Consider the following 24,927-nt stretch of genomic DNA (forward strand, 5'->3'; position numbering starts at 1 on the left):
TACGTTGAATACTGACGTTTAAATCATGAAGGAGTGAAAAATGAATTCACCGCAGAAAACCGCCGTTGCCCGCGTCATTCGCGCCCCGCATGGCACGGAGTTGAGCTGTCAGAACTGGCTGATTGAAGCGGCCTACCGCATGATTCAAAACAATCTGGATCCCGACGTCGCCGAACGTCCTGAAGATCTGGTGGTGTACGGTGGCATCGGCAAAGCGGCACGCAACTGGCCGGCGTTCGAGGGGATTCTGGCCAGCTTGCGCAGCCTCAAAGAAGATGAAACGCTGCTGGTGCAGTCCGGCAAGCCGGTGGGCATTTTCCGCACCCACACCGATGCACCGCGGGTGCTGATTGCCAACTCCAACCTGGTACCACACTGGGCCAACTGGGAGCATTTTCATGAGTTGGATAAGGCGGGTTTGATGATGTACGGCCAGATGACGGCCGGTTCGTGGATTTACATCGGTGCGCAGGGCATCGTTCAGGGTACCTATGAGACCTTCGCCGAGGCGGGTCGCCAGCACTATGACAGCAACCTGCGCGGCAAGTGGATCCTCACCGCCGGTCTGGGTGGCATGGGTGGCGCGCAGCCGTTGGCGGGCGTCCTCGCGGGTGCCTGTGTGCTGGCTATAGAGTGTCAGGAGTCGCGCATTGATTTCCGTCTGCGTACCCGCTATCTCGACTACAAGGCACACAGCATTGACGAAGCGCTGACCATGATTGAAACGGCCTGCGCCGAGAAGAAGGCCATTTCCGTAGGTCTGCTGGGCAACGCCGCCGACATTATGCCTGAGTTGGTGAAACGTGCGCAGCAGGGCGGATTGCGCCCGGATATTGTCACCGATCAGACTTCGGCCCATGACCCACTCAACGGCTACCTGCCGCAGGGCTGGACGCTCGAGCAGTGGCAAGAGGCGCGTAAGTCCGACCCACAGTCGGTGGTCAAAGCGGCGCGTGCCTCGATGGCCGTTCACGTGCAGGCGATGCTCGATTTCCACGCGATGGGCATTCCCACCGTCGATTACGGTAATAACATTCGTCAGGTTGCTAAAGATGAAGGCGTTGAAAATGCCTTTGATTTCCCTGGGTTTGTGCCTGCCTACATTCGTCCGCTGTTCTGCGAAGGCAAAGGTCCGTTCCGCTGGGTAGCGCTGTCCGGTGACCCGGAAGACATCTATAAAACCGATGCCAAACTCAAAGAGCTGTTCCCGGATAATGCTAATCTAATCAACTGGCTGGACATGGCCCGTGAGCGAATTGCCTTCCAGGGTTTACCGGCGCGTATTTGCTGGCTGGGGTTGGGTGAGCGCCACATCGCCGGTCTGGCATTTAACGAAATGGTGCGCAACGGAGAACTGAAAGCGCCGGTGGTCATCGGTCGTGACCATCTCGATACCGGTTCCGTTGCGTCACCAAACCGTGAGACGGAAGCCATGAAAGACGGTTCCGATGCTGTGTCTGACTGGCCGCTGCTCAACGCGTTGTTAAACACTGCGGGGGGAGCGACCTGGGTAAGCCTGCACCACGGCGGTGGCGTGGGCATGGGCTTCTCGCAGCACGCAGGGATGGTTATTGTCTGTGACGGTACGGAGGCGGCCGATGCCCGACTGGCTCGCGTTCTGTTCAACGACCCGGCCACCGGCGTGATGCGTCATGCTGATGCGGGTTACGAACAGGCGATCGAATGTGCCAAAACCCACGAGCTGAACCTGCCGATGCTCTGATGAGGTCAGGGGTTTGGATTAAAAAGGCGGGCAGAAGAGAGCATCTTCTGGCCGCCTTGGTATTTAACTGGCTAATAACGCAAACCCTGTGAGAGAGAGTGCCGTGTCAGCTGGCACCCATTTATTACGTCACGGCCTTTGAACTGTGGCGCATAAATTGCTTACCCGTTCCCATCGGCTACTACCCGGTAGCCTGCTAACATCACTATTACGCAAGTTGAGAGAGGCGGTACATGCACGCACAGAATATTATTTTCCCGGCGCAGGTCCTGCGCGGTCCGGGCGTATTGGCGCAGTTGGGCGAAATTTGCAGCCTGCTGGGCAAGCGCGCGCTGGTGATTGGCGGGCATCAGGCCTTGGCCGCCTTAGGGGATAAAATCAATCATTACCTCGAAGGGACGCCGGTCTCTGTCGTAGGCACCGAGTGGTTTGGCGGTGAGTCCAGCGAGGGCAATATTCTGCGTTTGGCCGAGCGGGTGAAAACGCTGTCGGCCGACCTTATTCTCAGCGTTGGCGGCGGCAAGTCGCTTGATACCGGTAAAGCCGTCGGTGCAGCGGCCCAGGTACCGGTTGTCACTATTCCCACTGTCGCCGCGACCTGTGCCGCCGTAACGCCGCTGACCATTCGCTATTTTGACGACGGACACTTTCGTGACCTTTTTCCGCTGCCGCAGGCACCGGCCAGCGTCATCATCGACAGTGAGCTGTTGTCGAAAGCGCCGCTGCGTTGGTTGGCGGCTGGCCTCGGCGACACCTTGGCGAAATGGTATGAATTTCGCGCCATCAGCAACCATCACGCCGCGCTGAGCGGCGTCGCGCGATCCTCCAGCGCCAACAGCCGCATTTGCTATGACCTGATAGCCTCTTACGGCGGCGCGGCCTGTGACGCAGTGCGTGAAGGCAAGACCAGCGCTGAACTGGACCAGGTATTGGATGCTATCTTTATGTTTGCCGGGTTAACGTCGCTGATGAGCAGCGGGGCGCACGCCGCTGCATCGCACGCCATCTATGAAGGTTTTACCGTTTGTGACAAGACCCGCGAGTTTGGTCATGGACTGCTGGTGGGGTTGGGCAATCTTTGCCTCTTGGCGCTGGAGAACCGCAGCGATGACGAGCTTCGCGAAGCGATATTGCTGTCTCATGCCTGCGCGGTGCCTTTACGTTTACGCGAGATTGCCGAGTTGAGTGATGAAGAGCTCGAAAGCATCGTTCAGGCTTCGCTGCATGCGCCAGACATGCACAATATGCCGCATCCGGTCTCTGCCGAATCGCTGTATGCCGCTTTCGCCCGCGTTGAAGCGATGGCCGACGAGCTCAAGCTTTAATCCTCTATTGCATTCGCTGCAAAATCTGACGCATTGTGCCTTTATGGTGCAATGCGTTGGTGCAAAGTAAACCTAAAAACCTGACGATGGTCTAGCTCGCCGACCGCAGCGGCGGTGATTTTGCTTTCTGCTGTAATGCCTGAAGAAATAGCGTTAATACCGAATTTAATGCGCTGCCTTTTTTCACCACCAGGCTGAAGGGCGTCGCTATTGATATTTCTTTCGGCAGAAGGGCTTTTAATTTCCCACCACCAAAAAGGTGCAGGGCAAAATGCTTTGGCAGGAAGCCAATATAATTTCCGGTTAAAATAAGCAGGCTCACCGCTTCAACCTGAACCGCGACGGCGTTTGATGAGCCGTATTCGAGATAATTATTTTTCTCGCTGTGATTGGCATAAAAGTGATTGACGACTTCGGCGGATTTTATCTGGGCCTGAGTTATTTCATCTTCAGGTAAACAATAGAGCGGATGTTTATCACCGCAGTACAGATGTGCTATTTCCTCATAGAGATAGTAGTAATCAAACTCGGGCTTTTCCTGATACACCGGCATGATTCCGCAGGTAAAGCGTCCGTCGAGCACGCCTCGTTCAATTTCGTCGAGCTGGGTTGCGTGCAGGCGCAGGCTAACTTTGGGCGCCTTGCAGTAAATCTCACCAAGTGCATGAATAATAGGTGAGGTTGAGTCGGTAATGGTGTTGTCGATGATGCCAATGTTCAGCTCACCAAACATGTCGTGGCGGGCATTATTGAGCTTGTCGCGGAACTGGTTGATCGACGAAAACAGGTCGAGACAGGCCTGGTAGGTCACTTTGCCATGCTCGGTTAAATAAAACCCCTCACGGCCTCGGGTGCAGAGTTTCATTCCAAAACGCACCTCGAGATCGGAAATTTGTTTACTGATTGCCGCCAGGCCAATATTCAGTTCATTGCAGGCGGCGGTGAATCCTCCCGCTTCGACCACGGTTTTAAAAACGCGTAAAAGTTTTAGGTCAGCGACCCCAATGCCATGCTGATTAACCTCATTTCTGATGGAGGGCGAGTTTCCTGATTTGGAAAGTGGACTTTCCATAATAAATATTTACCCCCGGCAAAAATAAATCCAACATCGAATCAAGGCAAGTTTCTTAATTTATATTTTCATGATGGCAAGCAGATCTTTTTTTATATTTTTCGCATCATCAGTTTCCCCAGGATGAGCCGTAAAAATGGCCCACGTCTCGCTGCCTTGTTAAATCATTTTTGCAACATCTATGCCAGAAAGGAGTACGACATGTCTCAGCCCGTTGACCGTCTTTGGGGCGCGCGATTTAAACAAGGTCCGGCACCGGCCTTGAGCGCGCTGTCACGCAGCCCCGGCTACTATTTTGCACTCGCCGAATATGACCTCGAAGGCTGCCGCGCCCATGCCTATGAACTCCAGCGCGCAGGCCTGCTTGACGAGGGCGAAACCGAACGCATGGTGGCAGCGATTAAACAGCTGGCGGCAGACTATCGCGCCGGAGAGGTTCAGCCTGTCGAGAACGATGAGGACGTACACACCTTCATTGAGCGGGTATTGACTGAGCGCCTGGGAGAACTCGGCGGCAAGCTGCGTGCAGGGCGTTCACGCAACGACCAGACGGCCAATGACCTGCGGCTCTACCTGCGCGACAACGCCCGCAAGATAGTCGCTGCGCTGCTGCAACTGCAACAGGCGCTGGTGAACCAGGCTGAGCGGCATATCAACACGGTGGCACCGGGTTTTACCCACTTACAGCAGGCACAGCCGATCGTTTTTGGTCATCAGTTAATGGCTCACGCTCAAGCTTTTTCGCGCGACGTACAGCGTTTTCAGGACTGGGATAAACGCTGCGCGCGCTCTCCGCTGGGCGCTGCCGCGATGGCGGGGTCGGCAATCGCCCTGCATCCCGAGCTTTCGGCCAAAGATCTCGGCTATGACGGCGCGTGTGAAAACTCGATAGACGCCGTTGCCAGCCGCGACCACGTGGCCGAATTCCTGTTTGCGGGCAGCATGCTCGCGGTCAACCTTTCGCGCATCTGCGAGGAGGTTTGCCTATGGGCGTCGCGCCAGTTCCGCTGGGTAGAACTCAACGACGGCTACGCCACCGGCAGTTCCATTATGCCGCAGAAGAAAAACCCCGATATCGCCGAACTGGCGCGCGGCAAAACCGGTCGCCTGATAGGCAACGTTACGGCGATGCTGGCGACCATGAAAAGCCTGCCGTTGTCCTACAATCGCGACCTTATTGAAGACAAACGCAACGCCATCGACACCGTTGAGCAACTGATGCTGGTGCTGCCTGCGATGGCCGGGATGATTGACACCATGGTGGTCAACGTCGAGCGGCTGAAGGAGGACGCACCGCAGGGCTTCACGCTGGCGACCGAAGTGGCCGACTGGCTCTCCCGCCGCGGTGTGCCGTTCAAAGAGGCGCACGAGATTACTGGCAAGCTGGTGCAGGTCTGTGAACAGCATTGCCTCGAGCTACATCAGGTCAGCGACGTGCAGCTGCAAGAGGTGGACTCTCGCCTGCAGCCGGAGGTACGCGAGTGTCTGACGTTAGAGGCCGCCATTCACGCCCGCAGCGGTTGGGGGGGCACCTCGCCGCAGCGCGTCGCCGAACAGATAGCGCGCCTGAAAACGGTGCTTGAGCAGCAGTCGGACTGGGCCGCGTCGTACATCGGCCTGTCTCTTTAACCGCCTCGGGAGCCTCATATGACAGACTTACGTGCTAATACCGTGCTAAAGAGTCCCGCTGTCGATCTCAGCGAATATCACTATGTTCCCAGGCGTTACTACGGCCGTATTGTCGCCTCGGTGATTATCCTCGCCCTGCTGGCGCTGCTGATTAACGCCTTTGCCCACGGAAAAATTGAATGGCGCTTTGTGGGGCAGTTTCTGACCGCCCGGGCCATCCTGTTTGGTCTGGGTAACACCATCGTGATGTCCATTCTCGCGATGGCGTTGGGGGTGATTTTTGGGGTGATTATTGCCGTGATGCGCATGTCGAGCAATCCGGTGCTCAGCGGTGTGGCGATCGGCTATACCTGGATATTTCGCGGTACGCCGCTGATCCTCCAGCTTTTGCTGTGGTTCAATTTGGCGTTGATTTTCCCGACCATCGGTATTCCGGGGCTGTTTCAACTGCAAACCGTTGACATCATGACCCCGTTCTCGGCCGCTTTGCTGGGCCTGAGCATCAATCAGGGGGCCTATACCTCCGAGGTAGTGCGCGCTGGGCTGATTTCTGTCGACCTGGGTCAGTATGAGGCGGCGAAGTCAATCGGCATGACCCGCCTACATGCGCTGCGTCGCATCATTTTGCCGCAGGCGATGCGGGTGATCATTCCGCCAATTGGCAACGAATTTATCAGCATGGTTAAGACCACCAGTCTTGCCAGCATGATCCAGTATTCCGAGCTGCTGTATAACGCCCAGACCATCTATTTCGCCAACGCGCGCGTGATGGAACTGCTGTTCGTCGCCGGTATCTGGTACCTGGTGGTGGTGACGCTGCTTTCCCTTGGGCAAAACCGTCTTGAACGTTATTTCGGCCGCGGTACTCGCCGCCGCAACCGGTGAGGATCTCTCATGAAAAACATCATCAAGGCGTTGAACGTAAACAAGTATTTTGGCGATTTTCAGGCGCTGAAAAACATCAGTCTTGAGGTCCGGCACGGTGAAGTGATGTGCGTTATAGGGCCGAGTGGATCGGGGAAAAGCACCTTCCTGCGCTGCATTAATCAGCTTGAGCGCATCGACAGTGGCGGTATCTGGGTCGATGACGAGTTGGTGGGGTATCGGATGGACGGCAAGAAGCTGTATCCGCTTAATGACCGGCAGATTGCCCGCCAGCGCCTCAAGACCGGCATGGTGTTCCAGCGCTTCAACCTGTTCCCGGATAAGACGGCGCTGGAAAACATCATCGAGGGACCCTGTCAGGTGCTGCTGCGCCCGGTCAAGGAGGCAAAAGATGAGGCGATTGCGCTGCTCGAACGCGTCGGGCTGGCGCACAAGCGTGACGCCTATCCGATGGAGCTTTCGGGAGGACAACAACAGCGTGTGGCGATAGCCCGTGCGCTGGCAATGAAGCCGAAGCTGATGCTGTTTGATGAGCCGACCTCGGCGCTGGACCCTGAAATGGTCGGCGAAGTGCTGGCGGTCATGCGCAGTCTGGCAGCGGAGGGAATGACGATGATCGTCGTGACTCATGAGCTTGGTTTTGCGCGAGAGGTCGCGAATCGCGTGGTCTTTATGGATGAGGGCGGAATTATAGAAAGTGGTAATCCGGAAGATGTCTTGCTGAATCCACAAAACCCAAGGACGCAGAATTTTATTTCAGCGGTTCTGATCTAGAAACTTTACACATGGGAAATCTGTTGATGAAAAAAACACTGTTATCGCTGGTCGCCGCAGGCGTGTTGATCAATACCGCTGTTTGGAGTCAGGGCGCTTCGGCCGCCGATGCGCTCAGGCAGAAAGATGAAATCAAAGTGGCGATGATGCCCAACTATCCCCCGCTGGAATTCAAAGACCCGGCGACTGACCAGCTCACAGGCATGGATTATGACCTGGGTATGGAGATAGGTAAACGCCTGAACCGCAAAATCAGCTGGCAGGAAATTGGCTTCGAACAGATGGTTAACGCCGTGGCGACCCACCGCGTGGACATGATTCTTTCTGGCATGACGGACACCAAACCGCGTCAGGAGATTGCTACTTTCGTCGACTATTACAACAGCGGACCGCAGTTCTACACCACCGTGGCGCATAAAGAGATCAACACCATGCTCGACCTGTGCGGCAAAAAGGTGGGCACCAGCCGTCGAACGACCTTCCCGGCGGAAATTGCGGCATGGAGCGCAGCAAACTGTACGCCTGCGGGTAAACCGGCTGTCGTAGTGGTCGGCGCAGAGGGCACTGCCGATGCGCGCACCCAGCTGCGTCAGGGGCGTATCGAGGGCGTGGTGCAGGGCAGTGAAACCCTGCCATACATCATGAATCTTGAAAAAGACACCTATAAGCCGCTCGGTAAAGCCTTTGCCTATCAGGTGACCGGTATTGGCATCAGCAAAGACGATACTGCGCTTATTGACGGCGTGAAAGGCGCACTGACCGCAATGATTGCTGACGGCACCTATCTGAAAATCCTCACTAAATGGGGATTACAGGATGGCGCTATTCAGGAAGTTACCCTTAATAAAGGCAAGTAACTGTCTACCTCTGGAGCGGGATAATTGATGACGATTTCCAATCTGGCTACGCGGTGGCCGCAGGATAAATGGGGCTGCATGGCGCTGGCGTTTGACCTCGACGGGCCGACCGGCGATGCGATGCTTAACGGCACGCTCTGGCACAAGCCCGAGTATTTTACCTTCGGGGGCTATGGGCCATATCGGGCGCTGGCGAGGCTGCTCGACCTGCTCGACGACTATCAGCTGCCGGCGACCTTCTTCGTGCCGGCCTGGGTGGTCGAAAACTGGCCGAAGCAGTGTCAGGCGATCGTTGAGCGCGGTCATGAGGTGGCGTACCACGGTTATCGTCATGAGTCTTTCTACGCCATCGACGCGCAAATGCAGCGTTGGGTGATGGAAAAATCCCGCGAGATTTTCTGGAATAACCTCGGTATTCGCGCCGAGGGTTTCCGGACCCCGTCGGGAGACTGGCATCAGGATACCCCTGCCATGCTGGTCGAAGCAGGCGTAACTTACTCGAGCAGCATGCGCGGCGATGACCGGCCTTATCTGATTCAGGTGCCGGGTTTTGATAAGCCGCTGGTGGAGATCCCCGGGCGTTGGGAGATGGACGACTACGCCTCGATTGCCTACACCCGCGAGCCCAATTTCCCGTCGGGGCTCGATCGCACCGCAAGCTACGCGCTGACGCTGGACAACTGGTGCCGCGAGTTTGACGGCGCAATGAACGAAGGGCTGAGTTTGACCACGCTGTTCCACCCGAAAATTACCGGGAAACCGGGCCGCATTATGCTGCTCGAACAATTTTTTGCCCATCTTCGTACCCGTGACGACGTGTGGTTTGCGCGCTGTCGCGAGGTGGCCCACTGGTGGTTACAGGAGCACGTCGATGCCCATTAATCAGAACGCGACGCAGGACAAATGGCCGCAGGGCAAGCGCTGTGCGGTGGTGATCACCGTCGATTTTAACGATGTGCAGGGCATTCTTAGTCAGGTTCCGGCGGTGGCCGGCCGCGAGAAAACGCTGTCGGTCTGGCGCTACGGCACGCTGCGCGGAGTCGACCGGCTGTTAGCGCTGCTGGCGGAAAAGAATCTGCGCAGCAGCTGGTGCGTGCCGGGAAGAGTTGCCGATGAGCATGCAGATAAGATCACGCAGATTTTCCGCGCCGGTCACGAGCTGGCAACCAGCGGCTACGAGTTTGAAAAATTTGATGAATTGACCTTAGAACAACAAGTTTCCAGTTTGCAGCGGGGTCAGGCAGCATTGAAGGCGCATACCGGCCAGACGCCGCGCGGGTTTCGTCTTCCTTCGGGCAACTGGGCAGCGGGCTTTGCCGAGGCAATGAGCGAGGCGGGGATTGGCTGGAGTTCGTCATGGCGCGGCGATGACCTGCCTTATTTTCAGCCGATGCGCGACGGTTTGCCTTCGCAGTTGGTTGAGTTGCCGCTGCACTATGAGCTGGAGGACGAACCCTATTTCGCCTTCAACCTCAGTCCAGCGGTGCCTCCGGCGCAGTCGCGCATCGCGTCCTACAGCCATACGCTGGGCAACATGAAGATGGATTTTGACGGCTTTTACCGTTTTGGGCTTTGCTATGTGCTAAGACTGCATCCCGAGGTGATCGGCACCGCGGGGCGCATCGGCCTGTTGAGTGAACTGCTGGATGATATCACCTCGCGGCCAGATGTCTGGGTGGCGACGGCGGGCGAGGTAACCGACTGGTGGCGGCAAACGCAGCCGCAGAATGAGCCCTCGCATCCGGCACAAATCTGGCAGCAGCATACGCAAAACGGGGGCAGCAATGAGTGAAAATCAGGACTTTCAATCGCAGCTGGTGGCATTTGTTCATGATACCCGCTTCGAGGACTTACCCCCTGAGCTGGTGGCGCGCACCCAGCGGCATATCGTCGATACGCTGGGGGCGGGCCTGGTGGGCGCATCCAGCGAGGTGGCGAAAGACGTGAGCACGATACTGCTGGCAGAGGGCGCAGCGCCCGTTGCCGCGCTGTGGGGGCGTGGCGAGAAAACCTCTGCGCGAAATGCGGCGCTGCTCAACGGTATCGCTTGCCATGCGCTCGAACTCGACGACACCGGCGGCTGTGACCACTCGGGTGCGGTGGTCATTCCGGCCCTGCTGGCGGTGTTGCCTTTTTGCCCGCAGCCGGTCAGCGGTAAAGCGTTTATCACCGCCGTGGTGCTCGGTTACGACATCGCGCGTCGGGTGCTTGAAGCCTGCGGAGGATATTCCGCCCACAATGGCGCAGGGTGGCATTCTACTTCAACCTGCGGCGTATTGGGTGCCGCAGCGGCTGCGGGGCGTCTCTTGGGATTGGATAAGGCACAGATCTCGTCGGCGTTGGGTATCGCGGGCAGCTTTAGCGGCGGGCTGTGGGCGTTTATTCACGACGGTTCACAGAGCAAAAAACTGCACGCCGGCAGAGCGGCCGAGGGAGGCGTTCTGGCCGCATTGAGTGCACAGGCGGGGATAACCGGACCTGCTGGCCTGTTTGAGGACCACTGGGGCGGTTTTCTGAAAACCCTGGCTGCGAAGACCGCACAGCCATCAGCGCTGGTTGCCGACCTTGGGCAGGTGTGGAAACTGATGCGTTGTTCGATCAAACCTTATGCGTCGTGTCGCGGCACCCACTCGGCGATTGATGCGACGGGGATCTTGCTCGACCGCCTGGAGGGAGCAGTCGATGAAATTGAACAGGTTAAAGTGACCCTGTCACCATTTTTACAGGAAATGTGCGGTGACGAACAGATAAGTACGCTGGCGGCGGCGCAGATGAGCATTCGCTATGCGGTGGCCGCGAGGCTGGTTTATGGGCACGCCGGACTGGACGCCTATGGCGACGAGCAGCGGCGCTGTCCCGCTTTGCTGGAAGCTATCGGACGCGTGGTGCTGGAGGTTGACCCTGCCTACAGCGCCGACGGCGAGCCGCAGGTCACGCTGGTCACTAAAGACGGCATCAGTCTTACGCATCGGGTGGATATCGCCCTCGGCGCGCCGACCCATCCGATGAGCGACGCGCAGCTGCGCGACAAATTTATGTCGCTGGCTACGCGCTCAATATCGAGCTTGCAGGCGGAAACGCTGTGGGAGCAAACGCTGGCGTTGGAAGACGTTATGGATATGCGGGTGATTGAGCAACTGCTGGAACTCTCATCGTCCGCACCTTTCATTTAATGCGACTCGTTACTGCGTCAGCGGCGCGGTTCAATGAAAAGGCTGCGATCGTCGGCAGCCTTTGTGTTTTTACGATGACCTCACGAAACCGCTAGCGACCGACGCGCGCCTGCAGTGAGGCAGGATAACGTTCGCCTACAACGCGGACGGTTTCGAGCGCGGAATTGATTTTTTTATACTCTTCGGCGGTCAACGAAAGGTCTGCCGCACCGAGATTCTCTTCCAGGCGGTGCAGCTTGGTGGTGCCTGGAATAGGCACAATCCAGTCGTTCTGCGAGAGCAGCCAAACCAGCGCAATCTGCGCCGGTGTCACGCCTTTGTCGTTGGCGATACGGTTCATCAGGGTCATCAACTGCTGATTGGCCTCAAGCGCCTCGGCGGCAAAGCGCGGCACCTTGCTTCTGAAATCATCGGCCCCGAAGGTGGTGTCGGCGGAGATAGCCCCGGTCAAAAACCCTTTGCCCAACGGGCTGAAAGGCACGAACCCAATCCCCAACGCTTCCAGCAGCGGAATGATCTCCTGCTCGGGTTCACGCCACCACATCGAGTATTCACTTTGCAGCGCGGTAACAGGCTGAACGGCGTGGGCGCGGCGAATAGTCTGTGGGCCAGCCTCAGACAGGCCAAAGTGTTTAACCTTACCTTCTGAAATCAGGTCCTTGACGGTGCCTGCAACATCTTCGATAGGCACTTCAGGGTCTACGCGGTGTTGATACAGTAAATCGATGACCTCGGTGTTAAGCCGGGTTAGCGAACCTTCAACCGCCTTACGAATATGTTCTGGGCGGCTGTTGAGGATCTGCTGTTTGTTATCGTCCCCAAAGGTGAAGCCAAACTTGGTGGCGATAACCACCTGGTCTCGAATGGGTTTCAAGGCTTCCCCAACGACTTCCTCATTGAGGTAAGGGCCGTAAACTTCGGCGGTATCGAAAAACGTTACGCCGCGATCGAAAGCCGCGCGGATAAGCCCGACGGCCTGACGCGTGTCGGTCGCCGGACCGTAACCGTGGCTTAGCCCCATGCAGCCGAGGCCCAGCGCCGAGACTTCCAGTCCTGATTGCCCGAGTTTGCGTTTTTGCATCTCATGCTCCTTTACGTTTAGGGGGGTGAAGAGGTGACCTGCTGGAGAAAGAGACTAGGCGGTTGGGCGATTGAGGACTATAGACATAATCAGGTTGTTGTTATGAGTTCAATTCATGACTGAGGTGAAGAGAGGAAAAGCCGCTGGCAATGGCGTTAACGCGGCATGTTTTTTGTTCTCACGATGTCTGCCATGACCGCCAGCGCGATTTCCGCCGGGGTCTTACTGCCGATATCAATACCGATAGGAGCATGAATACGCGCTAGCTCAGCGGGCGTCATTCCACCGGTATGCTCTAGCCTTGCCAGCCGGTTTTTACTGTTGCGCTGTGACCCCATCACCCCGATGTAGAAAGCTTCGGTATTGACGGCTTCCATCATCGTGAGGTCGTCCATGCGCGGATCGTGGGTTAATGCCACGATGGCGGTGTTCGGATGGCAGCCGTTTTGTTCCAGATAACGGGCGGGGAATATTTTTTCCAGCCGGTGCTCTGCCCGAAGCTGTCCGCTGAAGTTAGCCAGCATCTCCTCGCGAGGTTCGCAAACGAGGGTTTCAAAGCCGAGACCTGCCGCAAACTCCGCACAATAAACCGCCACGGCGGAGAGCCCGGCAATGATTATTCTCGGCGCGGAGGAGAGGGTAATGACAATCTCCTGCAACCTGCGTTCAATGAGGGTGCTGCTGCTCCAGGCGACCGACGATAAAGAGTGACAGGCCGAAGGTGGCGTGATGCTCTTCTGTAGCGCGGTATGATTTTCCAGCCCCTGTTTTATCTTCTCGAGGTATAAGACACTGTCAGGAACCGGCTCGAGATATTCAATCAGGACGTCGAGTATCCCTCCACAGGGGAGAACGCGGTCGGGAGTCAATCCGCCGTCGCCGTACCTGATTATTTGGCTCGGTTGACGAAAATAGCCTTCCTGAATACGGGTAATAAAATCATCCTCAACACAGCCCCCCGATAACGATCCGAGAAAATTCCCTTGGTCGTTAATGACCATTAATGCGCCGGGAGGACGGGGTGAGGATCCAAATGTATTCAGCACGGTACACAGCCAAACGGGCTGAGTTTGAATCCACAGGCACGACTGATTGATAACACTGAGGTCCAGGCTTTGCATGGAGTGACTTTATAGTTTGAGGAGTCTTATCATTATTAATAGCTAAAAATAATTAATTCGCAAGATGAATGTCAATTCGCTATATATTTTTTTATATAACGATAATGGTGTTAATTTTACTTATATTGTTGTTTTTACTGATTATTAATGTCAGCATTAAAAATGTGGGATTTATTGGCTCAACTCATAACCTTTATCAATTTATAGCTATAATCAAAAGGTCATTAGCCTGTTATATTCGAGGGGAAAATAGATTAGGCTTTTATTTTTTATCATTTTTCTTCCTCTTTAATTAAATCAGTTCAGCATTAATACATTCATTTATTGTGATGCCACACTCAAGATATTACGCCATGCATCATGTCATTCATCAACATTCGCGCGTATTTCCGAGAAGGAAATTGCCCAAAGATAGATCAACTAAAAAAATAAACGTTAATACCCGTAGCTTTTGGAGCAATGTGCAATGAAAAATCCGGACGTTCAGCTGTCACGACGCCGTTTTATTATCGGCGCCGGGGCGCTCGTAGTAGGGACCTGGTTACCCTTTGGCGGAGCAAGAGCCAGCGCGCTCGCGGCGAATAACGCCGCTCCTGCGGCGGCGAAGGCAGGGACAGAGCTGTTTACCGCCAATGCCTTTGTGCAGGTTGGCACCGATGGAATAGTCACCGTGCTCAGCAAGCACACCGAGGTCGGACAGGGCGTTTACACCGGTATGGCCACGCTGGTCGCCGAAGAATTAGACGCCGACTGGTCCAATGTTCGCGTCATTGCTGCCCCGGTCGATACCGCAGTGTATAAAAACCTCAAGTTGGGAATGCAGGGCACCGGTGGCTCAAGCTCGGTGGCCAATGCCTATGACCAGATGCGCCAGATGGGCGCCATCGCGCGCGCGCTGTTGGTTCAGGCCGCTGCCGAGACCTGGAAGGTTCCTGAAAACGAAATCACCGTTGAGAACGGGATTATTCATCATGTTGCCAGCGGTCAATCAGGCGGTTTCGGGCAGTTTGCGACGCGTGCTTCTCAGCTTCCTTCACCGGACACCGCTAAGATTACCCTCAAGAATGCCCAGGATTTCAAGCTTATCGGCAAAGTCAGTGGTCTTCATCGGGTTGACTCGGTCTCTAAAACCAACGGCACGGCCTTCTTTTCTCAGGATATTCATGAGCAGGACATGGTCACCGTCATGCTTAAAAAGCCCCCGCGATTCGGCGGCAGGCTGCAATCGTTTGACGCCAGCGCGACGCTGCAAGTCCCCGACGTGATTGCCGTGAAACCGACCTCCAGCGGTGTTGCGGTCTATGCCCGCAACACCTGGGCCGCCATGCGTGGGCGCGAAAAACTTCAGGTGGTGTGGGACGAATCAAACGCCGAGAAGCGCAGTACCGAAGAGATCTTTACCGAGTTTAGAGAAAAGGCCAAATCACCGGGCGCTGTCGCCGCGACCCGAGGTAATCCGGATGATGCCTTCAAACATGCCGATAAAATCATCGAGGCCGAATATACCTTTCCCTACCTGGCCCATGCGCCGATGGAACCGCTGGCGGGATATCTGTTCTGGGACGGCGAAAGCGTTCACGCCAAATATGGCTGTCAGATCCAGTCCATCGACCAAAACCAGTTCTGCAAATATTTCCAGCTGCCGCCAGAAAAAGTGCATATCGAAACTATTCTGGCCGGGGGCAGTTTCGGGAGGCGTATCGATCTTGGCATTGAGGGCACCAGGCCTGACCTCGCGGCGGATATGGCGGTGGTGGCCAAGGCCTACGGTCCCGGAACCGGAATCAAGGTGGTGTATGCGCGTGAAGACGACATTCGCAACGGTTGGTATCGACCGATGATCCTGCATCGGTTCCGTGCGGCAATAAAGGACAACAAAATTGTCGCCTGGACTAATACCGTGGCGGGGCACTCTTTTGCCGAGGGCAGTGTGTTCGCGGCAATGATTAAAAACGGTATCGACGGCACCATGGTTGAAGGGGCTAAAGAGCTGCCGTACACCTTCGAAAACTTCCGCTGTGACGCGCATATTTTGCCAGGACAGGTGCCGACGACCTCGCTGCGTTCCGTCGGCAGTACGCATACCGGGCATGCGATCGAGAGCTTTATCGACCAACTGCTGCATGAAACCGGGCAGGACCCGGTCGAGGGAAGGCTGGCGCTGATGGGCGACGCGCCGCGAGAAGCGGGCGTGTTACGCGCGGTGGCAGAAGCTGCGCAGTGGAAGGGGCCAGCCTCGACGCCCGGCAGAATGCGCGGCGTGGGGGTTGCCAAGGCCTTCGGTACCCGCGTTGCCCAAATTGCCGAAGTGTCGATTGGAGAAGCAGGCATACCTAGGGTGCATAAAGTCTGGTGCGCCGTTGACTGCGGTATCGCCGTGAATCCCGACGTGATTAAGGCACAAATCGAGGGCGGTATCGGCTACGGGTTAAGCATCGCCCTGTTTGGCAATATCTCGATGAAAGACGGGATCATTGAACAATCAAACTTCAACAATTATCGCCCTTTGCGCATCAATGAGATGCCGGAAGTGGAAGTTATCATCGTCCCTTCCTCAGAGCCGCCGAGCGGCGTTGGCGAACTGGGGTTGCCGACGATTGCTCCGGCTGTGGGTAATGCCCTGGCTCTGTTGGGGCGGCCACGTAGCTCACTCAGCCTGCCATTCCATCGTCCCGGCACGTCTGAAACCGTTTAAGTCTGAGGAAACCATGACTACTTTGATCATTAATAATAAATCCATCGAGTTCAACGGCGACGAGCAGATGCCTTTGCTGTGGTTTTTACGTGACGAAGCCGGGCTGACCGGCACTAAATTTGGCTGTGGCATTGCGATGTGCGGCGCGTGTACGGTACATCTCGACGGCGTGCCGGTGCGCTCCTGTCAGGCCACCGTGGCGAGCGCGGCAGGCAAGAAGATAACGACTATCGAGTCCGTCGGTGAAACGCCGACCGGAAAGGCGGTGCAACTGGCCTGGGTCAATCTCGACGTCGTACAGTGTGGATACTGTCAGTCGGGACAGATTATGTCTGCGAGCGCATTGCTGGCACAAAAACAGAATCCGACAGACGCCGACATTGACGCGGCGATGAGCGGCAATGTGTGCCGCTGTTCGACCTATGTCCGCATCCGTGCCGCTATCCACCAGGCGGCCAATGCCCTCTCGCAGGAGGCTAAAGGATGAAAAAAGGGCTTCGAGGTATCCTGTGGCTTATCGCAGCTGGGGTGGTGATTGCATTAATTTACGTGGTTTATCTGTTGTTACGACCGGTCGGAGCTGAACCGACCGCTCCGCTTTCTGGTGCACCTGCGAGCATCACCAGCCCGATTGAACGCGGGAAATATCTGGTTCGAGCCGCCGACTGCGTCGTGTGCCACACCGCCCCCGGCGGTAAACCTTTCGCCGGGGGCTTCAGATTCAAGCTGCCGTTTGGCTCAATCTATGGCACTAACATTACCGCCGATAAAGAGACCGGTATTGGCAACTGGAGCGACGAACAGTTCGTTCGCGCCGTGCGTGAAGGCGTGGGGCCAGAAGGTAATCTCTATCCGGCGATGCCCTATACCTCCTATACCGGCATGAGCCGCGAGGACTTGCTGGCCATCAAAGCCTATCTTTTCAGTCTGCCGGGGGTGAAACAGCCGAATCGCCAGAATGAACTGTCTTTCCCCTTTAATCAGCGCTGGGGCATGAAGTTCTGGAATCTGGCTTTCTTCCATCAAAGCCGCTTTGTTGCTGACCCGCATCATGACGCTCAGTGGAATCGAGGGGCGTATCTGGCGACGGCATTGGGCCACTGCAGTGAATGTCATACCCCGCGCAACGTGGCCTTTGGTCTGAACCAGAGTCAGTATCTGGGAGGTATGGCGGTTCAGGGCTGGTTTGCCGGAAACATTACCCCGGATAAACAGACCGGGATCGGCGACTGGAGCGAGCAGCAGCTGTCCGAGTTTCTCTCTCAGGGCCACGCAGCGGGTCGCAGCAGCGCGTCGGGTCCGATGGCCGAGGTTATCGAAAACAGCACCCAGTATCTGACGCCGGAAGATAACCAGGCGCTGGTCAACTATCTGCGTAACATTGAGCCAGTCAAAACCGACGTGGGCAGTGCCGTCAATCTGCGGCCGAAAGGTGCGATGAACTCCAGTGCCATCCTCCCCGCCGATCAGGACAACTCCCTGGGGCGTCAGCTGTTTGCCGGAGACTGTAGCGGCTGTCATCAGTGGAATGGAGAGGGGCGCCAAACGCCTTATGCCTCTCTGAAAGGCAGCACGGCGGTGAACGACCCGCAGGGCCGCAGCGTCATACAGGCCATTCTGCACGGCACCAAAATCAGCGTCGGGCAGCAGCAGGTGATGATGCCTGATTTTGGCGCTAAATATTCTGACGATGAAGTTGCCGCAGTCGCCAACTATGTGCTCCATCAGTTTGGTGATAAAACCGGGACGGTGACGTCGAAACAGGTGGCAGACCAACGCAAGCAATAAGCCTGGGTGATAAATGATGGTGCTTGGAATGAGTCTGCGAATAATGCAGACTCATTTTTTATCGGGAGAATAACGCGATGACCAAGCCGGGAGTTATCCTGCTGGCGGCAGGAAAGAGTCAGCGCTTTCGTGCGGCAACGGGGCGACACAAGCTGCTGGAAACGCTAAAAAACTCCTCGCTAACTGTCTTTGAACAAAGCCTGGAGAACATCCAGCGCAGCGAGCTGGATATACAGGTTGTATTGCGCCCTGAAGACGTGATGCTACAGGATTTTTGTCAGCGAGCGGCAGTGCCTTATCTATGCCTGGAGAGCGAGGGTATGGGTGACTCGATTGCCGCAGGCGTTAGGGCGAGAGCTGACTGGTCGGGCTGGATTATTGCGCTAGCAGATATGCCCTTCATCAAGCCTGAGATTTTCGTTGCGGTCGCGCAGTCCGTGCAGCAGGGGCAATGCGCGCGGCCAGTTTACCGCGGGCAGGTAGGGCATCCTGTGGGTTTCCCGCTGACGATGAGGCACCCCCTTGAGGCATTGTGCGGTGACGAGGGCGCGCGCGGGTTGTTAAAGGCCCATCCCCCGTGGCTGATTGAAACACAGCACGCAGGATGCCTGTGGGACATTGATGTGCCGCAAATCTAGCAGGTCATCACCCGGTAACACGTTTTAATACGATGAAATTTTTTTAAGTTCGTGGGGCGGCGATATCCGCCCCTGATATCAGAGTGGTAAGCTTTTTAAGGCTTAATCATTTGACAACGCCCGTTGGCTCATAGGTTTCCGGACGGCGATCCTTCAATACTTGGTTAAAATCATTCCAGTTGCGGTGGCGTTTGGCGTCCGCCAGATTCACCGTGGCGATGACAATCTCTGGCTGGGTGACGCTGGCGGGGCCGGCGACCGGCCAACCGGTGTAGCTGGTTATCAGGCTCTGGCCGATAAAAGGCTGACCGCGCTCGGTGCCGACCCGATCGGCGGCGGCAATATACAGGGAATTGCTGTGAGAGGCGGCCATGACCAAAATATTGGCCATCGCCTCGCGGTGAGGATCCTGACCGGGGATGGGCACCCAGTTGGTCGGAACGCAGACGATTTCTGCCCCCTGTAACGCGGCCATTCTGAAGCTTTCAGGGAACCAACAGTCGTAGCAAATCTGGCAACCGAGTGTGCCGATGCGCGTCTTGAATACCGGAAACCCGAGATTACCCGGCTCAAAATACAGGGCTTCATCTCCCCAAAGATGCACCTTACGGTAACGGCCAATGAAACCTTCCGGGCCGATAACCACTGCGGAATTATAAAGACTTTCTCCCTCTCTCTCGGTGATCCCGGCGACCAGGTAGACGTTAAGCTGCGCCGCGCAATTGCACCACGCCCGAGTGGACGGGCCGCCAGGAATCGTTTCTGCCAGTGCGAATGCTTCGGCGCGAGACGCGAAAACGTAGCCGGTATTGCACAACTCTGGCAAAACCATCAGGCGAGCGCCCTGAGCCGCGGCCTGCTCAATCATTGAAATTGAGGTGGCAATATTGCGCTCGGTGTCGCCGAACACAGGTTCCATCTGTAGACAGGCCACGGTTAACGGGGCTTCCGGTGATTTATTGGGCATCTTAGCCGCTCCTGATTAGGCAGGTTAATTTTTAACCTGTACGCGGATTATAAATGTCACCGTTCGCGGTACTTTTCAAGCTCAAAAATACTCAACAAATTGATTGACATAAAATAATGTCCCCCCCCAATATGCAGGAGGCTTGACTAAATATTCCTCTAAAACTGCCGGAGAAATGAACATGAAAAGACGTACATTTTTAGCTGGGACCATTTTAGCGGCGGCAACGCTGATGAGTACTCTGTTGCCGGCGGTAGGGGGGATAGCCACGGCCTCGGCGGCCTCGCTGACCAAAGTGACCTTTATTCAGGAATGGCCGGTGGCCGACGGTTTCTGGATCCCGTGGATCCTGGGCAAGGAAAAAGGTTTTTACGCGCAGGAAGGGATCGACCTGGATATCGTGGCGCCGCCCACCGTGGCTGACACCATGAAGTTTCTGGGGACCGGGCGGGCAAACGTCGCGTTTACCACAGTCATGGACATCATCTTTGCCAAAGAGCAGGGGGCGCCGGTCGAGGCTATTGGTCGTTACGGCAACGGCAATAACTGGGGCATTATTAGCCAGCAGGGCAAAACTTATACCGTGGCGGACCTGAAGGGGAAAAGCGTCGGCATTTATAACGACGCCTGGACCAAAGCCCAGTTGGCGCTGATGCTAAAAAGCGCCGGTCTGACGCTGAATGACGTACAGATGGTGACCGCCGCAGACGATACCGTACCGCTGCTGCTGCAAAAACGCGTTGATGTCATTACCGGCATTACTAACGCCGAAGGCACCGAGATGACCACCACGGGTAAACAGAAACCAGAATTTTTGCCCGCTATCGCCCACGGCGTGCCTAATACGCCTATTTTCATGCTGGCGGGTAATCAGGACTGGCTGAAGGCCAATCCTGAGCTGGCCAAGGCCTTTATGCGTGCAACGGTGAAAAGTATGGCCTACGCCGTTAACCATCCTGACGAGGGCGTGCAGGCGTTTGCGACCGCCTACAGCAAAGCCTACGACCCGGTTTATATCAAGCAGCAATGGGCCGATACCGTGCCGCTGCTGAAGCCTGCCGACAGCAAATCCTTGGCACAGGAAGCCGCAACCTGGCAGAGTCTGCTGACCGCCATTAAAGCCGAAGGCATCGTCAAGGATCCTCTTCCTGCCGACCAATATTTCACCAATCAGTACCTGCCGTAAGGAGCCATGATGAGCTCACCTTCTATCCTCAAACCGGCCTGGACCTATCGTCCCGGGCCGGACATTGCTTTTGATGCCCCCGCGGGACTGCGGGCGGCGCAGAGGATGGCAAAACAGGCTGCGCTGACGGGCGTTGCCGCAGCGCGTGCCGGAATTCGAGAAATTGACGTCGAGCAGGTGGTTCATACCTCTCTCTACGAGCAGGGCGTACAGGGCATCTGGACCATCACCAACGTTGGGTTGGGGGAAAACACCCGCGTGTGCTTTCCAACGCAAGGGCCGGGGGAGCGGGCCGCCGCCGAGCAGGATGTGCTGATGGTCGACGTGCACCCGATAACTGCCGAGGGCTTTTGGGGCGACTGCACACGCTGTGCCATTGTCGGCGATTATCCCGAGGCCACCCAAGCGTTACGTGATCTGGAGCGTCTTCATTATGAGACGTTGGCGCTTTGCCGTCCGGGGATGCCTGCCAACGAACTGTTCGGTCTTTCACACCAGCGGCTCACTCAGGAGGGATTTATCCTGCTCGACCTGCTGGGTAATATCGGCCATTCTCTGACCGCTGGGGCGGCCTATACGCACGGTTTTATCGATGCCGGTAATGCGACGCCGATGTGGGGCGCATGGGCGATCGAACCTTTTGCACAGCGCGGTGAAGTGGCGGTGAAAGTGGAAGATTTAGTGTGGTTTGGTCGCGAAAAATGCGAAATTTTGTAGTGATTTAACCTGCACACTGACGTATGAGGAAAAGGTGAGAGATGACATACCCCAAACTGTCGCTGCAACAGGTGACACGTCGTTTTGGCAGTATGACTGCCCTGGCACCGACTAATCTTGATATTCAGCAGGGCGAGTTTGTCTGCATCGTCGGGCCTTCAGGCTGTGGCAAGAGCACCTTGTTTAACCTCGTTTCGGGCGTTCTGACGCCTGACTCTGGCAAAATTCTCATTGATAATCAGAATGTCACTGGAACAAGCGGTCACGTCGGCTATATGCTGCAAAAAGACCTGCTGCTGCCGTGGATGACGGTGATTGATAACATCGTGCTCGGGGCCATTCTTAAGGGCGGAGCCACTAAGGCACAGCGCGCGGCGGGTGTGGCGCTGGCCCAACGCTATGGGTTGGGTGAGTTTATCCATCACTATCCAGCGGCGCTGTCGGGCGGCATGCGCCAGCGTGTGGCGCTGATGCGTACGCTAGCGATGCAACACGAAATCATGCTGCTCGATGAGCCCTTCGGCGCCCTGGACTCGCAGACCCGTCTTTCTATGCAGCAGTGGCTGTTGACGGTATGGTCTGAACAACAACGTACGGTGATTTTTGTGACCCACGATATCGACGAAGCGGTCTATCTGGCCGATCGCGTGGTGGTGATGTCGCCGAGGCCGGGACGTGTTCGAGAAATCTTGACGGTGGACATTCCGCGGCCAAGGCCACTTTCCTGCCTGACCAGCCCGGAGTTTACCGTGCTGAAACGAAAAATCCTCGATTTGGTGTTTACGGAAAGCCACGCCGACCAAGACCTACAGGAACCCCTGACTCATGACTGATGCCCGTAGCCTGACCTCGGAACGCAAGCCGCTGCTGTTGAAGAAACTGCTGTTGCCGCTGGGTGGCCCGCTTGCTGCGCTGCTTTTGGTGCTGCTGGTGTGGGATTTGGCGGTGCGGATTTATCATATTCCGCCGTATGTGCTGCCATCGCCAGAGCAGACCTGGCAGCACATGCTTTCTGACATGCCGGTGTTGCTGCAAGGATTTCGCATTACCTTCGTCACCTTTGTGATGGGGTTTGTGCTGGGCGCGGGGGCGGGTTTTATCTTCGCCGTCCTGATGGACGCCACGCCGTGGATCCGCAGCATTCTGTACCCCATTCTGATTGCCAGTCAGGCGGTGCCGGTGATTGCTATCGCTGCGGCGTTGACTATCTGGCTCGGATTCGGTCTGGCACCCAAGCTGGTTATTGTGGCGCTGGTGGTATTTTTCCCGGTGGTGGTCAACGTGCTCGATGGACTTAATTCGGTTGATAAAGACATGTTGAATCTGGTGAAGTCGATGGGCGGTTCACGCTGGAGTATTTTCCGCTACGTGAAGCTTCCGGCGACCTATACGCCGCTGTTCTCGGCGCTCAAGCTTTCGGCGACCTTCAGCGTCACTGGTGCTGTTATCGGCGAGTGGACGGCTTCGACCAGCGGTGGGTTGGGGGCCTATCTTTTGCAGGCTAATTCTCGATTAAATACCGCGGGTACTTTCTCGGCAATCGCGTTCCTGGCGCTGCTTGGGGTGGTAAGTTTTCTGCTGGTCATTTTGCTGGAATACCTGATGACCCCATGGCGTACCTCTGCCACCGCCCGGCGATGGGGCCGTAAATAAAATTTGGGTTTTTAATTGCAGATTTTTTTAAGGTCAAGTCTTTTGGGTCAAAGGCACGCGCCCAGCGTGCAAAGCACGTGCCCTTGGTCTAAAAGCGGATCAGAGCCGCCGCTCAAAAAATGCCTCGGTATCAAAGGCTTTACCCCGAAAATTTTGCAATAAAAAGCCCCTACTTTTGGACTTTTAGTTGAACTCGGTCGTTATAAAAACGCTTATAGGCCAAATACCCGGCGATAATCGTTGAGAGGCTTGCGGTGGCGAGGAGCATAAAGGTCACCATTATTTGATACTTGATGGCTTTTACAGGGTCGATACCGGCAAAGATAAGTCCCGACATCATGCCCGGCAGGCTCACCAATCCCACGGTTTTTGCAGCATCTACGGTGGGAATCATCGCTGAACGAATGCTGTCGCGGATGATTGTCCCTGAGGCCATCTTGCTGGTGGCTCCGAGGCTCAGCATCTCGAGGATTTTTTGCTGGTTGTCGGCGAAACGCTGGTTAAGGTTGCTGTAGCACAGACCGACGGCGACCATGGCGTTGCCGGCTATCATGCCTGAGATGGGGATAACCTGCATCGGCAGGAACTCAATCGAGCCCGTGAGGATAAGCACGGACAGCGTGAGTGAGCTGCCGACGGTGATAGCAATAAACGAAATGATAAAGCCGTTATCGATATTGCGGCTGCGCTTCTTGGCGTTGAGCGCGGCGTTGACGCAGATAAACAGCACCATCAATACGGTCAGCCAGCCGTTATTGACTTCAAAAATGTATTTGAGCACGTAGCCGACGATAATCAACTGCACGACGGCGCGCGCCACGCTCCAGATAATGTCCTTCTCCAGCCCGAGCTTCTCTTTCTTGCTTATCAGCAGCGCGACAACCACCAGAACCAGCGCCAGTCCCAGTGACTCATTGGTGATGTTATGCTGATTCATGGCTGCTCTCTCCTGCGGCTTCACGCGTTAAGGTAATGACCCGCTGAGCGTGGCGAATCTCGTTGCTATCGTGGGTGACCCAAATCACCGACAGGCGCTGTTGTTTAACCTGTTCGGCAATAATTGCATTAACGTTCTGCTTATTTTCTTCATCCAGCGCGCTGGTGATTTCGTCGAGCAGCAGCACCTTGGGCAGAAATTGCAGATTTCGCAGCAGCGAGACACGCTGTTTTTCACCGCCTGAGAGCTCTTGCACATTTTTCTCCAGCAGGGAGCGAGACAGATTAACGCGCTCGAGCCAGTCGGCCATCGCCGACTTGTCGACTTTCTTGCCGCGTATCTGGTAAGGCAACGAGAGGTTGTCGAGCACTGTTTGGCCGAACAGCACCGGCGTCTGGAAACAGTAGGAAACCTGCTGACGGTAGGACTCTGGCTTGAGGGTGCGGATATCCTTGCCTTCGAAATAAACTGTGCCGCGGGTCGGATTTTGCAGCGAGGCCACAATTTTAAGCAGCGTACTTTTGCCGCTGCCCGACGGTCCGGTTAGCAACGTGAACTCGCCGGGTAAGAGTTCTAATGACGTGGGGCGCAAAAGCACCTGGTTATTCAGACTAAAGCTCACATCCTGCAAACGCAGTAAAATCTCAGATGAAGACATATCAGGCTCGTTATCAATAATTTGCGAGCGATTTTACCACGCTATACC

Annotated in this window: 23 protein-coding genes; 17 read left to right on the forward strand and 6 right to left on the reverse strand. The window is 55.9% G+C overall.

Features of this window, described 5'->3' with window-relative positions; genetic code table 11:
- The first annotated feature begins 40 nt into the window (after nucleotides 1-40).
- Both hutU and O1V65_RS06880 read left to right on the forward strand, forming a co-directional pair.
- The gene (gene hutU / locus O1V65_RS06875; RefSeq protein ID WP_084912700.1) at nucleotides 41-1,723 is read left to right on the forward strand and encodes a urocanate hydratase; all 1,683 of its coding nucleotides are present in this window, start codon (nucleotides 41-43) and stop codon (nucleotides 1,721-1,723) included.
- 233 nt (nucleotides 1,724-1,956) lie between these two features.
- Nucleotides 1,957-3,048: an iron-containing alcohol dehydrogenase family protein gene (locus O1V65_RS06880; RefSeq protein WP_269130342.1), complete on the forward strand. Its 1,092-nt coding sequence runs from the start codon at nucleotides 1,957-1,959 to the stop codon at nucleotides 3,046-3,048.
- A 91-nt stretch (nucleotides 3,049-3,139) separates the two neighbouring features.
- On the opposite strand, the gene O1V65_RS06885 is transcribed toward O1V65_RS06880, so the two are convergent.
- The gene (locus O1V65_RS06885) at nucleotides 3,140-4,120 is read right to left on the reverse strand and encodes a LysR family transcriptional regulator (RefSeq protein ID WP_269130343.1); all 981 of its coding nucleotides are present in this window, start codon (nucleotides 4,118-4,120) and stop codon (nucleotides 3,140-3,142) included.
- Between the two features lie 201 nt (nucleotides 4,121-4,321).
- Here O1V65_RS06885 and argH point away from each other — a divergent pair, with 201 nt between their 5' ends.
- Genes argH through O1V65_RS06920 form a run of 7 tightly spaced genes read left to right on the forward strand, consistent with a single transcriptional unit; the run spans nucleotide 4,322 to nucleotide 11,438 of the window.
- Nucleotides 4,322-5,749 carry an argininosuccinate lyase gene (gene argH, locus O1V65_RS06890; RefSeq protein WP_017493757.1) on the forward strand — a complete coding sequence of 476 codons (1,428 nt, stop codon included), beginning with the start codon at nucleotides 4,322-4,324 and terminating at the stop codon, nucleotides 5,747-5,749.
- An 18-nt stretch (nucleotides 5,750-5,767) separates the two neighbouring features.
- Nucleotides 5,768-6,634, forward strand: a complete 867-nt coding sequence (locus O1V65_RS06895) for an amino acid ABC transporter permease (RefSeq protein ID WP_017493756.1) — start codon at nucleotides 5,768-5,770, stop codon at nucleotides 6,632-6,634.
- 9 nt (nucleotides 6,635-6,643) lie between these two features.
- Nucleotides 6,644-7,408, forward strand: a complete 765-nt coding sequence (locus tag O1V65_RS06900) for an amino acid ABC transporter ATP-binding protein (protein WP_269130344.1) — start codon at nucleotides 6,644-6,646, stop codon at nucleotides 7,406-7,408.
- A gap of 26 nt (nucleotides 7,409-7,434) precedes the next feature.
- Nucleotides 7,435-8,265, forward strand: a complete 831-nt coding sequence (locus tag O1V65_RS06905) for an ABC transporter substrate-binding protein (protein ID WP_017493754.1) — start codon at nucleotides 7,435-7,437, stop codon at nucleotides 8,263-8,265.
- Nucleotides 8,266-8,292: 27 nt separating this feature from the next.
- Nucleotides 8,293-9,147: a polysaccharide deacetylase family protein gene (locus tag O1V65_RS06910; RefSeq protein WP_017493753.1), complete on the forward strand. Its 855-nt coding sequence runs from the start codon at nucleotides 8,293-8,295 to the stop codon at nucleotides 9,145-9,147.
- Nucleotides 9,137-10,057 carry a polysaccharide deacetylase family protein gene (locus tag O1V65_RS06915; RefSeq protein WP_017493752.1) on the forward strand — a complete coding sequence of 307 codons (921 nt, stop codon included), beginning with the start codon at nucleotides 9,137-9,139 and terminating at the stop codon, nucleotides 10,055-10,057. Before O1V65_RS06910 ends, O1V65_RS06915 begins: the two co-directional genes overlap by 11 nt.
- Nucleotides 10,050-11,438, forward strand: a complete 1,389-nt coding sequence (locus tag O1V65_RS06920; protein WP_269130345.1) for an MmgE/PrpD family protein — start codon at nucleotides 10,050-10,052, stop codon at nucleotides 11,436-11,438. The genes O1V65_RS06915 and O1V65_RS06920 overlap by 8 nt, the downstream gene beginning before the upstream one ends.
- A gap of 91 nt (nucleotides 11,439-11,529) precedes the next feature.
- Here the strand turns inward: O1V65_RS06920 and O1V65_RS06925 are convergent, their stop codons facing one another.
- Complete coding sequence (locus tag O1V65_RS06925; RefSeq protein WP_017493750.1) at nucleotides 11,530-12,519, reverse strand: aldo/keto reductase; 990 nt, start codon at nucleotides 12,517-12,519, stop codon at nucleotides 11,530-11,532.
- A gap of 155 nt (nucleotides 12,520-12,674) precedes the next feature.
- Nucleotides 12,675-13,640, reverse strand: a complete 966-nt coding sequence (locus tag O1V65_RS06930) for an XdhC family protein (protein WP_084912697.1) — start codon at nucleotides 13,638-13,640, stop codon at nucleotides 12,675-12,677.
- A gap of 466 nt (nucleotides 13,641-14,106) precedes the next feature.
- On the opposite strand from O1V65_RS06930, the gene O1V65_RS06935 reads away from it, so the two are divergent.
- From O1V65_RS06935 to O1V65_RS06950, 4 genes are all read left to right on the forward strand, one after another.
- Nucleotides 14,107-16,335, forward strand: a complete 2,229-nt coding sequence (locus O1V65_RS06935) for a xanthine dehydrogenase family protein molybdopterin-binding subunit (protein ID WP_269130346.1) — start codon at nucleotides 14,107-14,109, stop codon at nucleotides 16,333-16,335.
- 13 nt (nucleotides 16,336-16,348) lie between these two features.
- Nucleotides 16,349-16,822, forward strand: a complete 474-nt coding sequence (locus tag O1V65_RS06940; protein ID WP_017490660.1) for a (2Fe-2S)-binding protein — start codon at nucleotides 16,349-16,351, stop codon at nucleotides 16,820-16,822.
- Nucleotides 16,819-18,123, forward strand: coding sequence for a cytochrome c (locus O1V65_RS06945; protein ID WP_227955185.1), 1,305 nt, complete (start codon nucleotides 16,819-16,821; stop codon nucleotides 18,121-18,123). Before O1V65_RS06940 ends, O1V65_RS06945 begins: the two co-directional genes overlap by 4 nt.
- Before the next feature lie 77 nt (nucleotides 18,124-18,200).
- Nucleotides 18,201-18,761: a nucleotidyltransferase family protein gene (locus O1V65_RS06950; RefSeq protein WP_227955186.1), complete on the forward strand. Its 561-nt coding sequence runs from the start codon at nucleotides 18,201-18,203 to the stop codon at nucleotides 18,759-18,761.
- Between the two features lie 106 nt (nucleotides 18,762-18,867).
- Here the strand turns inward: O1V65_RS06950 and O1V65_RS06955 are convergent, their stop codons facing one another.
- A complete protein-coding gene (locus O1V65_RS06955) occupies nucleotides 18,868-19,728 on the reverse strand; it encodes a nitrilase family protein (protein ID WP_165429579.1) in 861 nt (286 codons plus the stop codon).
- Nucleotides 19,729-19,909: 181 nt separating this feature from the next.
- Between O1V65_RS06955 and O1V65_RS06960 the strand changes: the two genes are divergently transcribed.
- From O1V65_RS06960 to O1V65_RS06975, 4 genes are read left to right on the forward strand one after another with little or no spacing between them, the layout of a single operon-like run.
- A complete protein-coding gene (locus O1V65_RS06960; RefSeq protein WP_227955188.1) occupies nucleotides 19,910-20,914 on the forward strand; it encodes an ABC transporter substrate-binding protein in 1,005 nt (334 codons plus the stop codon).
- A gap of 6 nt (nucleotides 20,915-20,920) precedes the next feature.
- On the forward strand, nucleotides 20,921-21,631 hold the full coding sequence (locus tag O1V65_RS06965; protein ID WP_269130347.1) for a M24 family metallopeptidase: 711 nt from the start codon (nucleotides 20,921-20,923) through the stop codon (nucleotides 21,629-21,631).
- Nucleotides 21,632-21,672: 41 nt separating this feature from the next.
- Nucleotides 21,673-22,464, forward strand: coding sequence for an ABC transporter ATP-binding protein (locus O1V65_RS06970; RefSeq protein WP_084912347.1), 792 nt, complete (start codon nucleotides 21,673-21,675; stop codon nucleotides 22,462-22,464).
- The gene (locus O1V65_RS06975; RefSeq protein ID WP_017490653.1) at nucleotides 22,457-23,284 is read left to right on the forward strand and encodes an ABC transporter permease; all 828 of its coding nucleotides are present in this window, start codon (nucleotides 22,457-22,459) and stop codon (nucleotides 23,282-23,284) included. The genes O1V65_RS06970 and O1V65_RS06975 overlap by 8 nt, the downstream gene beginning before the upstream one ends.
- Nucleotides 23,285-23,453: 169 nt before the next feature.
- Here O1V65_RS06975 and fetB read toward each other — a convergent pair whose 3' ends face one another.
- Nucleotides 23,454-24,221, reverse strand: a complete 768-nt coding sequence (gene fetB, locus O1V65_RS06980) for an iron efflux ABC transporter permease subunit FetB (RefSeq protein WP_269130348.1) — start codon at nucleotides 24,219-24,221, stop codon at nucleotides 23,454-23,456.
- The gene (gene fetA / locus O1V65_RS06985) at nucleotides 24,208-24,879 is read right to left on the reverse strand and encodes an iron efflux ABC transporter ATP-binding subunit FetA (protein WP_017490651.1); all 672 of its coding nucleotides are present in this window, start codon (nucleotides 24,877-24,879) and stop codon (nucleotides 24,208-24,210) included. Before fetA ends, fetB begins: the two co-directional genes overlap by 14 nt.
- Nucleotides 24,880-24,927 lie beyond the last annotated feature (48 nt).

The organism is Rouxiella badensis, assembly GCF_026967515.2.
Classification (GTDB): domain Bacteria; phylum Pseudomonadota; class Gammaproteobacteria; order Enterobacterales; family Enterobacteriaceae; genus Rouxiella; species Rouxiella badensis.

What these genes read in the sequence shown, in the direction of transcription:
- hutU (WP_084912700.1), top strand. Translation starts at nt 41, where the DNA reads ATGAATTCACCGCAGAAAACCGCCGTTGCCCGCGTCATTCGCGCCCCG.
- O1V65_RS06880 (WP_269130342.1), top strand. Translation starts at nt 1,957, where the DNA reads ATGCACGCACAGAATATTATTTTCCCGGCGCAGGTCCTGCGCGGTCCG.
- O1V65_RS06885 (WP_269130343.1), bottom strand. Translation starts at nt 4,120, where the DNA reads ATGGAAAGTCCACTTTCCAAATCAGGAAACTCGCCCTCCATCAGAAAT.
- argH (WP_017493757.1), top strand. Translation starts at nt 4,322, where the DNA reads ATGTCTCAGCCCGTTGACCGTCTTTGGGGCGCGCGATTTAAACAAGGT.
- O1V65_RS06895 (WP_017493756.1), top strand. Translation starts at nt 5,768, where the DNA reads ATGACAGACTTACGTGCTAATACCGTGCTAAAGAGTCCCGCTGTCGAT.
- O1V65_RS06900 (WP_269130344.1), top strand. Translation starts at nt 6,644, where the DNA reads ATGAAAAACATCATCAAGGCGTTGAACGTAAACAAGTATTTTGGCGAT.
- O1V65_RS06905 (WP_017493754.1), top strand. Translation starts at nt 7,435, where the DNA reads ATGAAAAAAACACTGTTATCGCTGGTCGCCGCAGGCGTGTTGATCAAT.
- O1V65_RS06910 (WP_017493753.1), top strand. Translation starts at nt 8,293, where the DNA reads ATGACGATTTCCAATCTGGCTACGCGGTGGCCGCAGGATAAATGGGGC.
- O1V65_RS06915 (WP_017493752.1), top strand. Translation starts at nt 9,137, where the DNA reads ATGCCCATTAATCAGAACGCGACGCAGGACAAATGGCCGCAGGGCAAG.
- O1V65_RS06920 (WP_269130345.1), top strand. Translation starts at nt 10,050, where the DNA reads ATGAGTGAAAATCAGGACTTTCAATCGCAGCTGGTGGCATTTGTTCAT.
- O1V65_RS06925 (WP_017493750.1), bottom strand. Translation starts at nt 12,519, where the DNA reads ATGCAAAAACGCAAACTCGGGCAATCAGGACTGGAAGTCTCGGCGCTG.
- O1V65_RS06930 (WP_084912697.1), bottom strand. Translation starts at nt 13,640, where the DNA reads ATGCAAAGCCTGGACCTCAGTGTTATCAATCAGTCGTGCCTGTGGATT.
- O1V65_RS06935 (WP_269130346.1), top strand. Translation starts at nt 14,107, where the DNA reads ATGAAAAATCCGGACGTTCAGCTGTCACGACGCCGTTTTATTATCGGC.
- O1V65_RS06940 (WP_017490660.1), top strand. Translation starts at nt 16,349, where the DNA reads ATGACTACTTTGATCATTAATAATAAATCCATCGAGTTCAACGGCGAC.
- O1V65_RS06945 (WP_227955185.1), top strand. Translation starts at nt 16,819, where the DNA reads ATGAAAAAAGGGCTTCGAGGTATCCTGTGGCTTATCGCAGCTGGGGTG.
- O1V65_RS06950 (WP_227955186.1), top strand. Translation starts at nt 18,201, where the DNA reads ATGACCAAGCCGGGAGTTATCCTGCTGGCGGCAGGAAAGAGTCAGCGC.
- O1V65_RS06955 (WP_165429579.1), bottom strand. Translation starts at nt 19,728, where the DNA reads ATGCCCAATAAATCACCGGAAGCCCCGTTAACCGTGGCCTGTCTACAG.
- O1V65_RS06960 (WP_227955188.1), top strand. Translation starts at nt 19,910, where the DNA reads ATGAAAAGACGTACATTTTTAGCTGGGACCATTTTAGCGGCGGCAACG.
- O1V65_RS06965 (WP_269130347.1), top strand. Translation starts at nt 20,921, where the DNA reads ATGATGAGCTCACCTTCTATCCTCAAACCGGCCTGGACCTATCGTCCC.
- O1V65_RS06970 (WP_084912347.1), top strand. Translation starts at nt 21,673, where the DNA reads ATGACATACCCCAAACTGTCGCTGCAACAGGTGACACGTCGTTTTGGC.
- O1V65_RS06975 (WP_017490653.1), top strand. Translation starts at nt 22,457, where the DNA reads ATGACTGATGCCCGTAGCCTGACCTCGGAACGCAAGCCGCTGCTGTTG.
- fetB (WP_269130348.1), bottom strand. Translation starts at nt 24,221, where the DNA reads ATGAATCAGCATAACATCACCAATGAGTCACTGGGACTGGCGCTGGTT.
- fetA (WP_017490651.1), bottom strand. Translation starts at nt 24,879, where the DNA reads ATGTCTTCATCTGAGATTTTACTGCGTTTGCAGGATGTGAGCTTTAGT.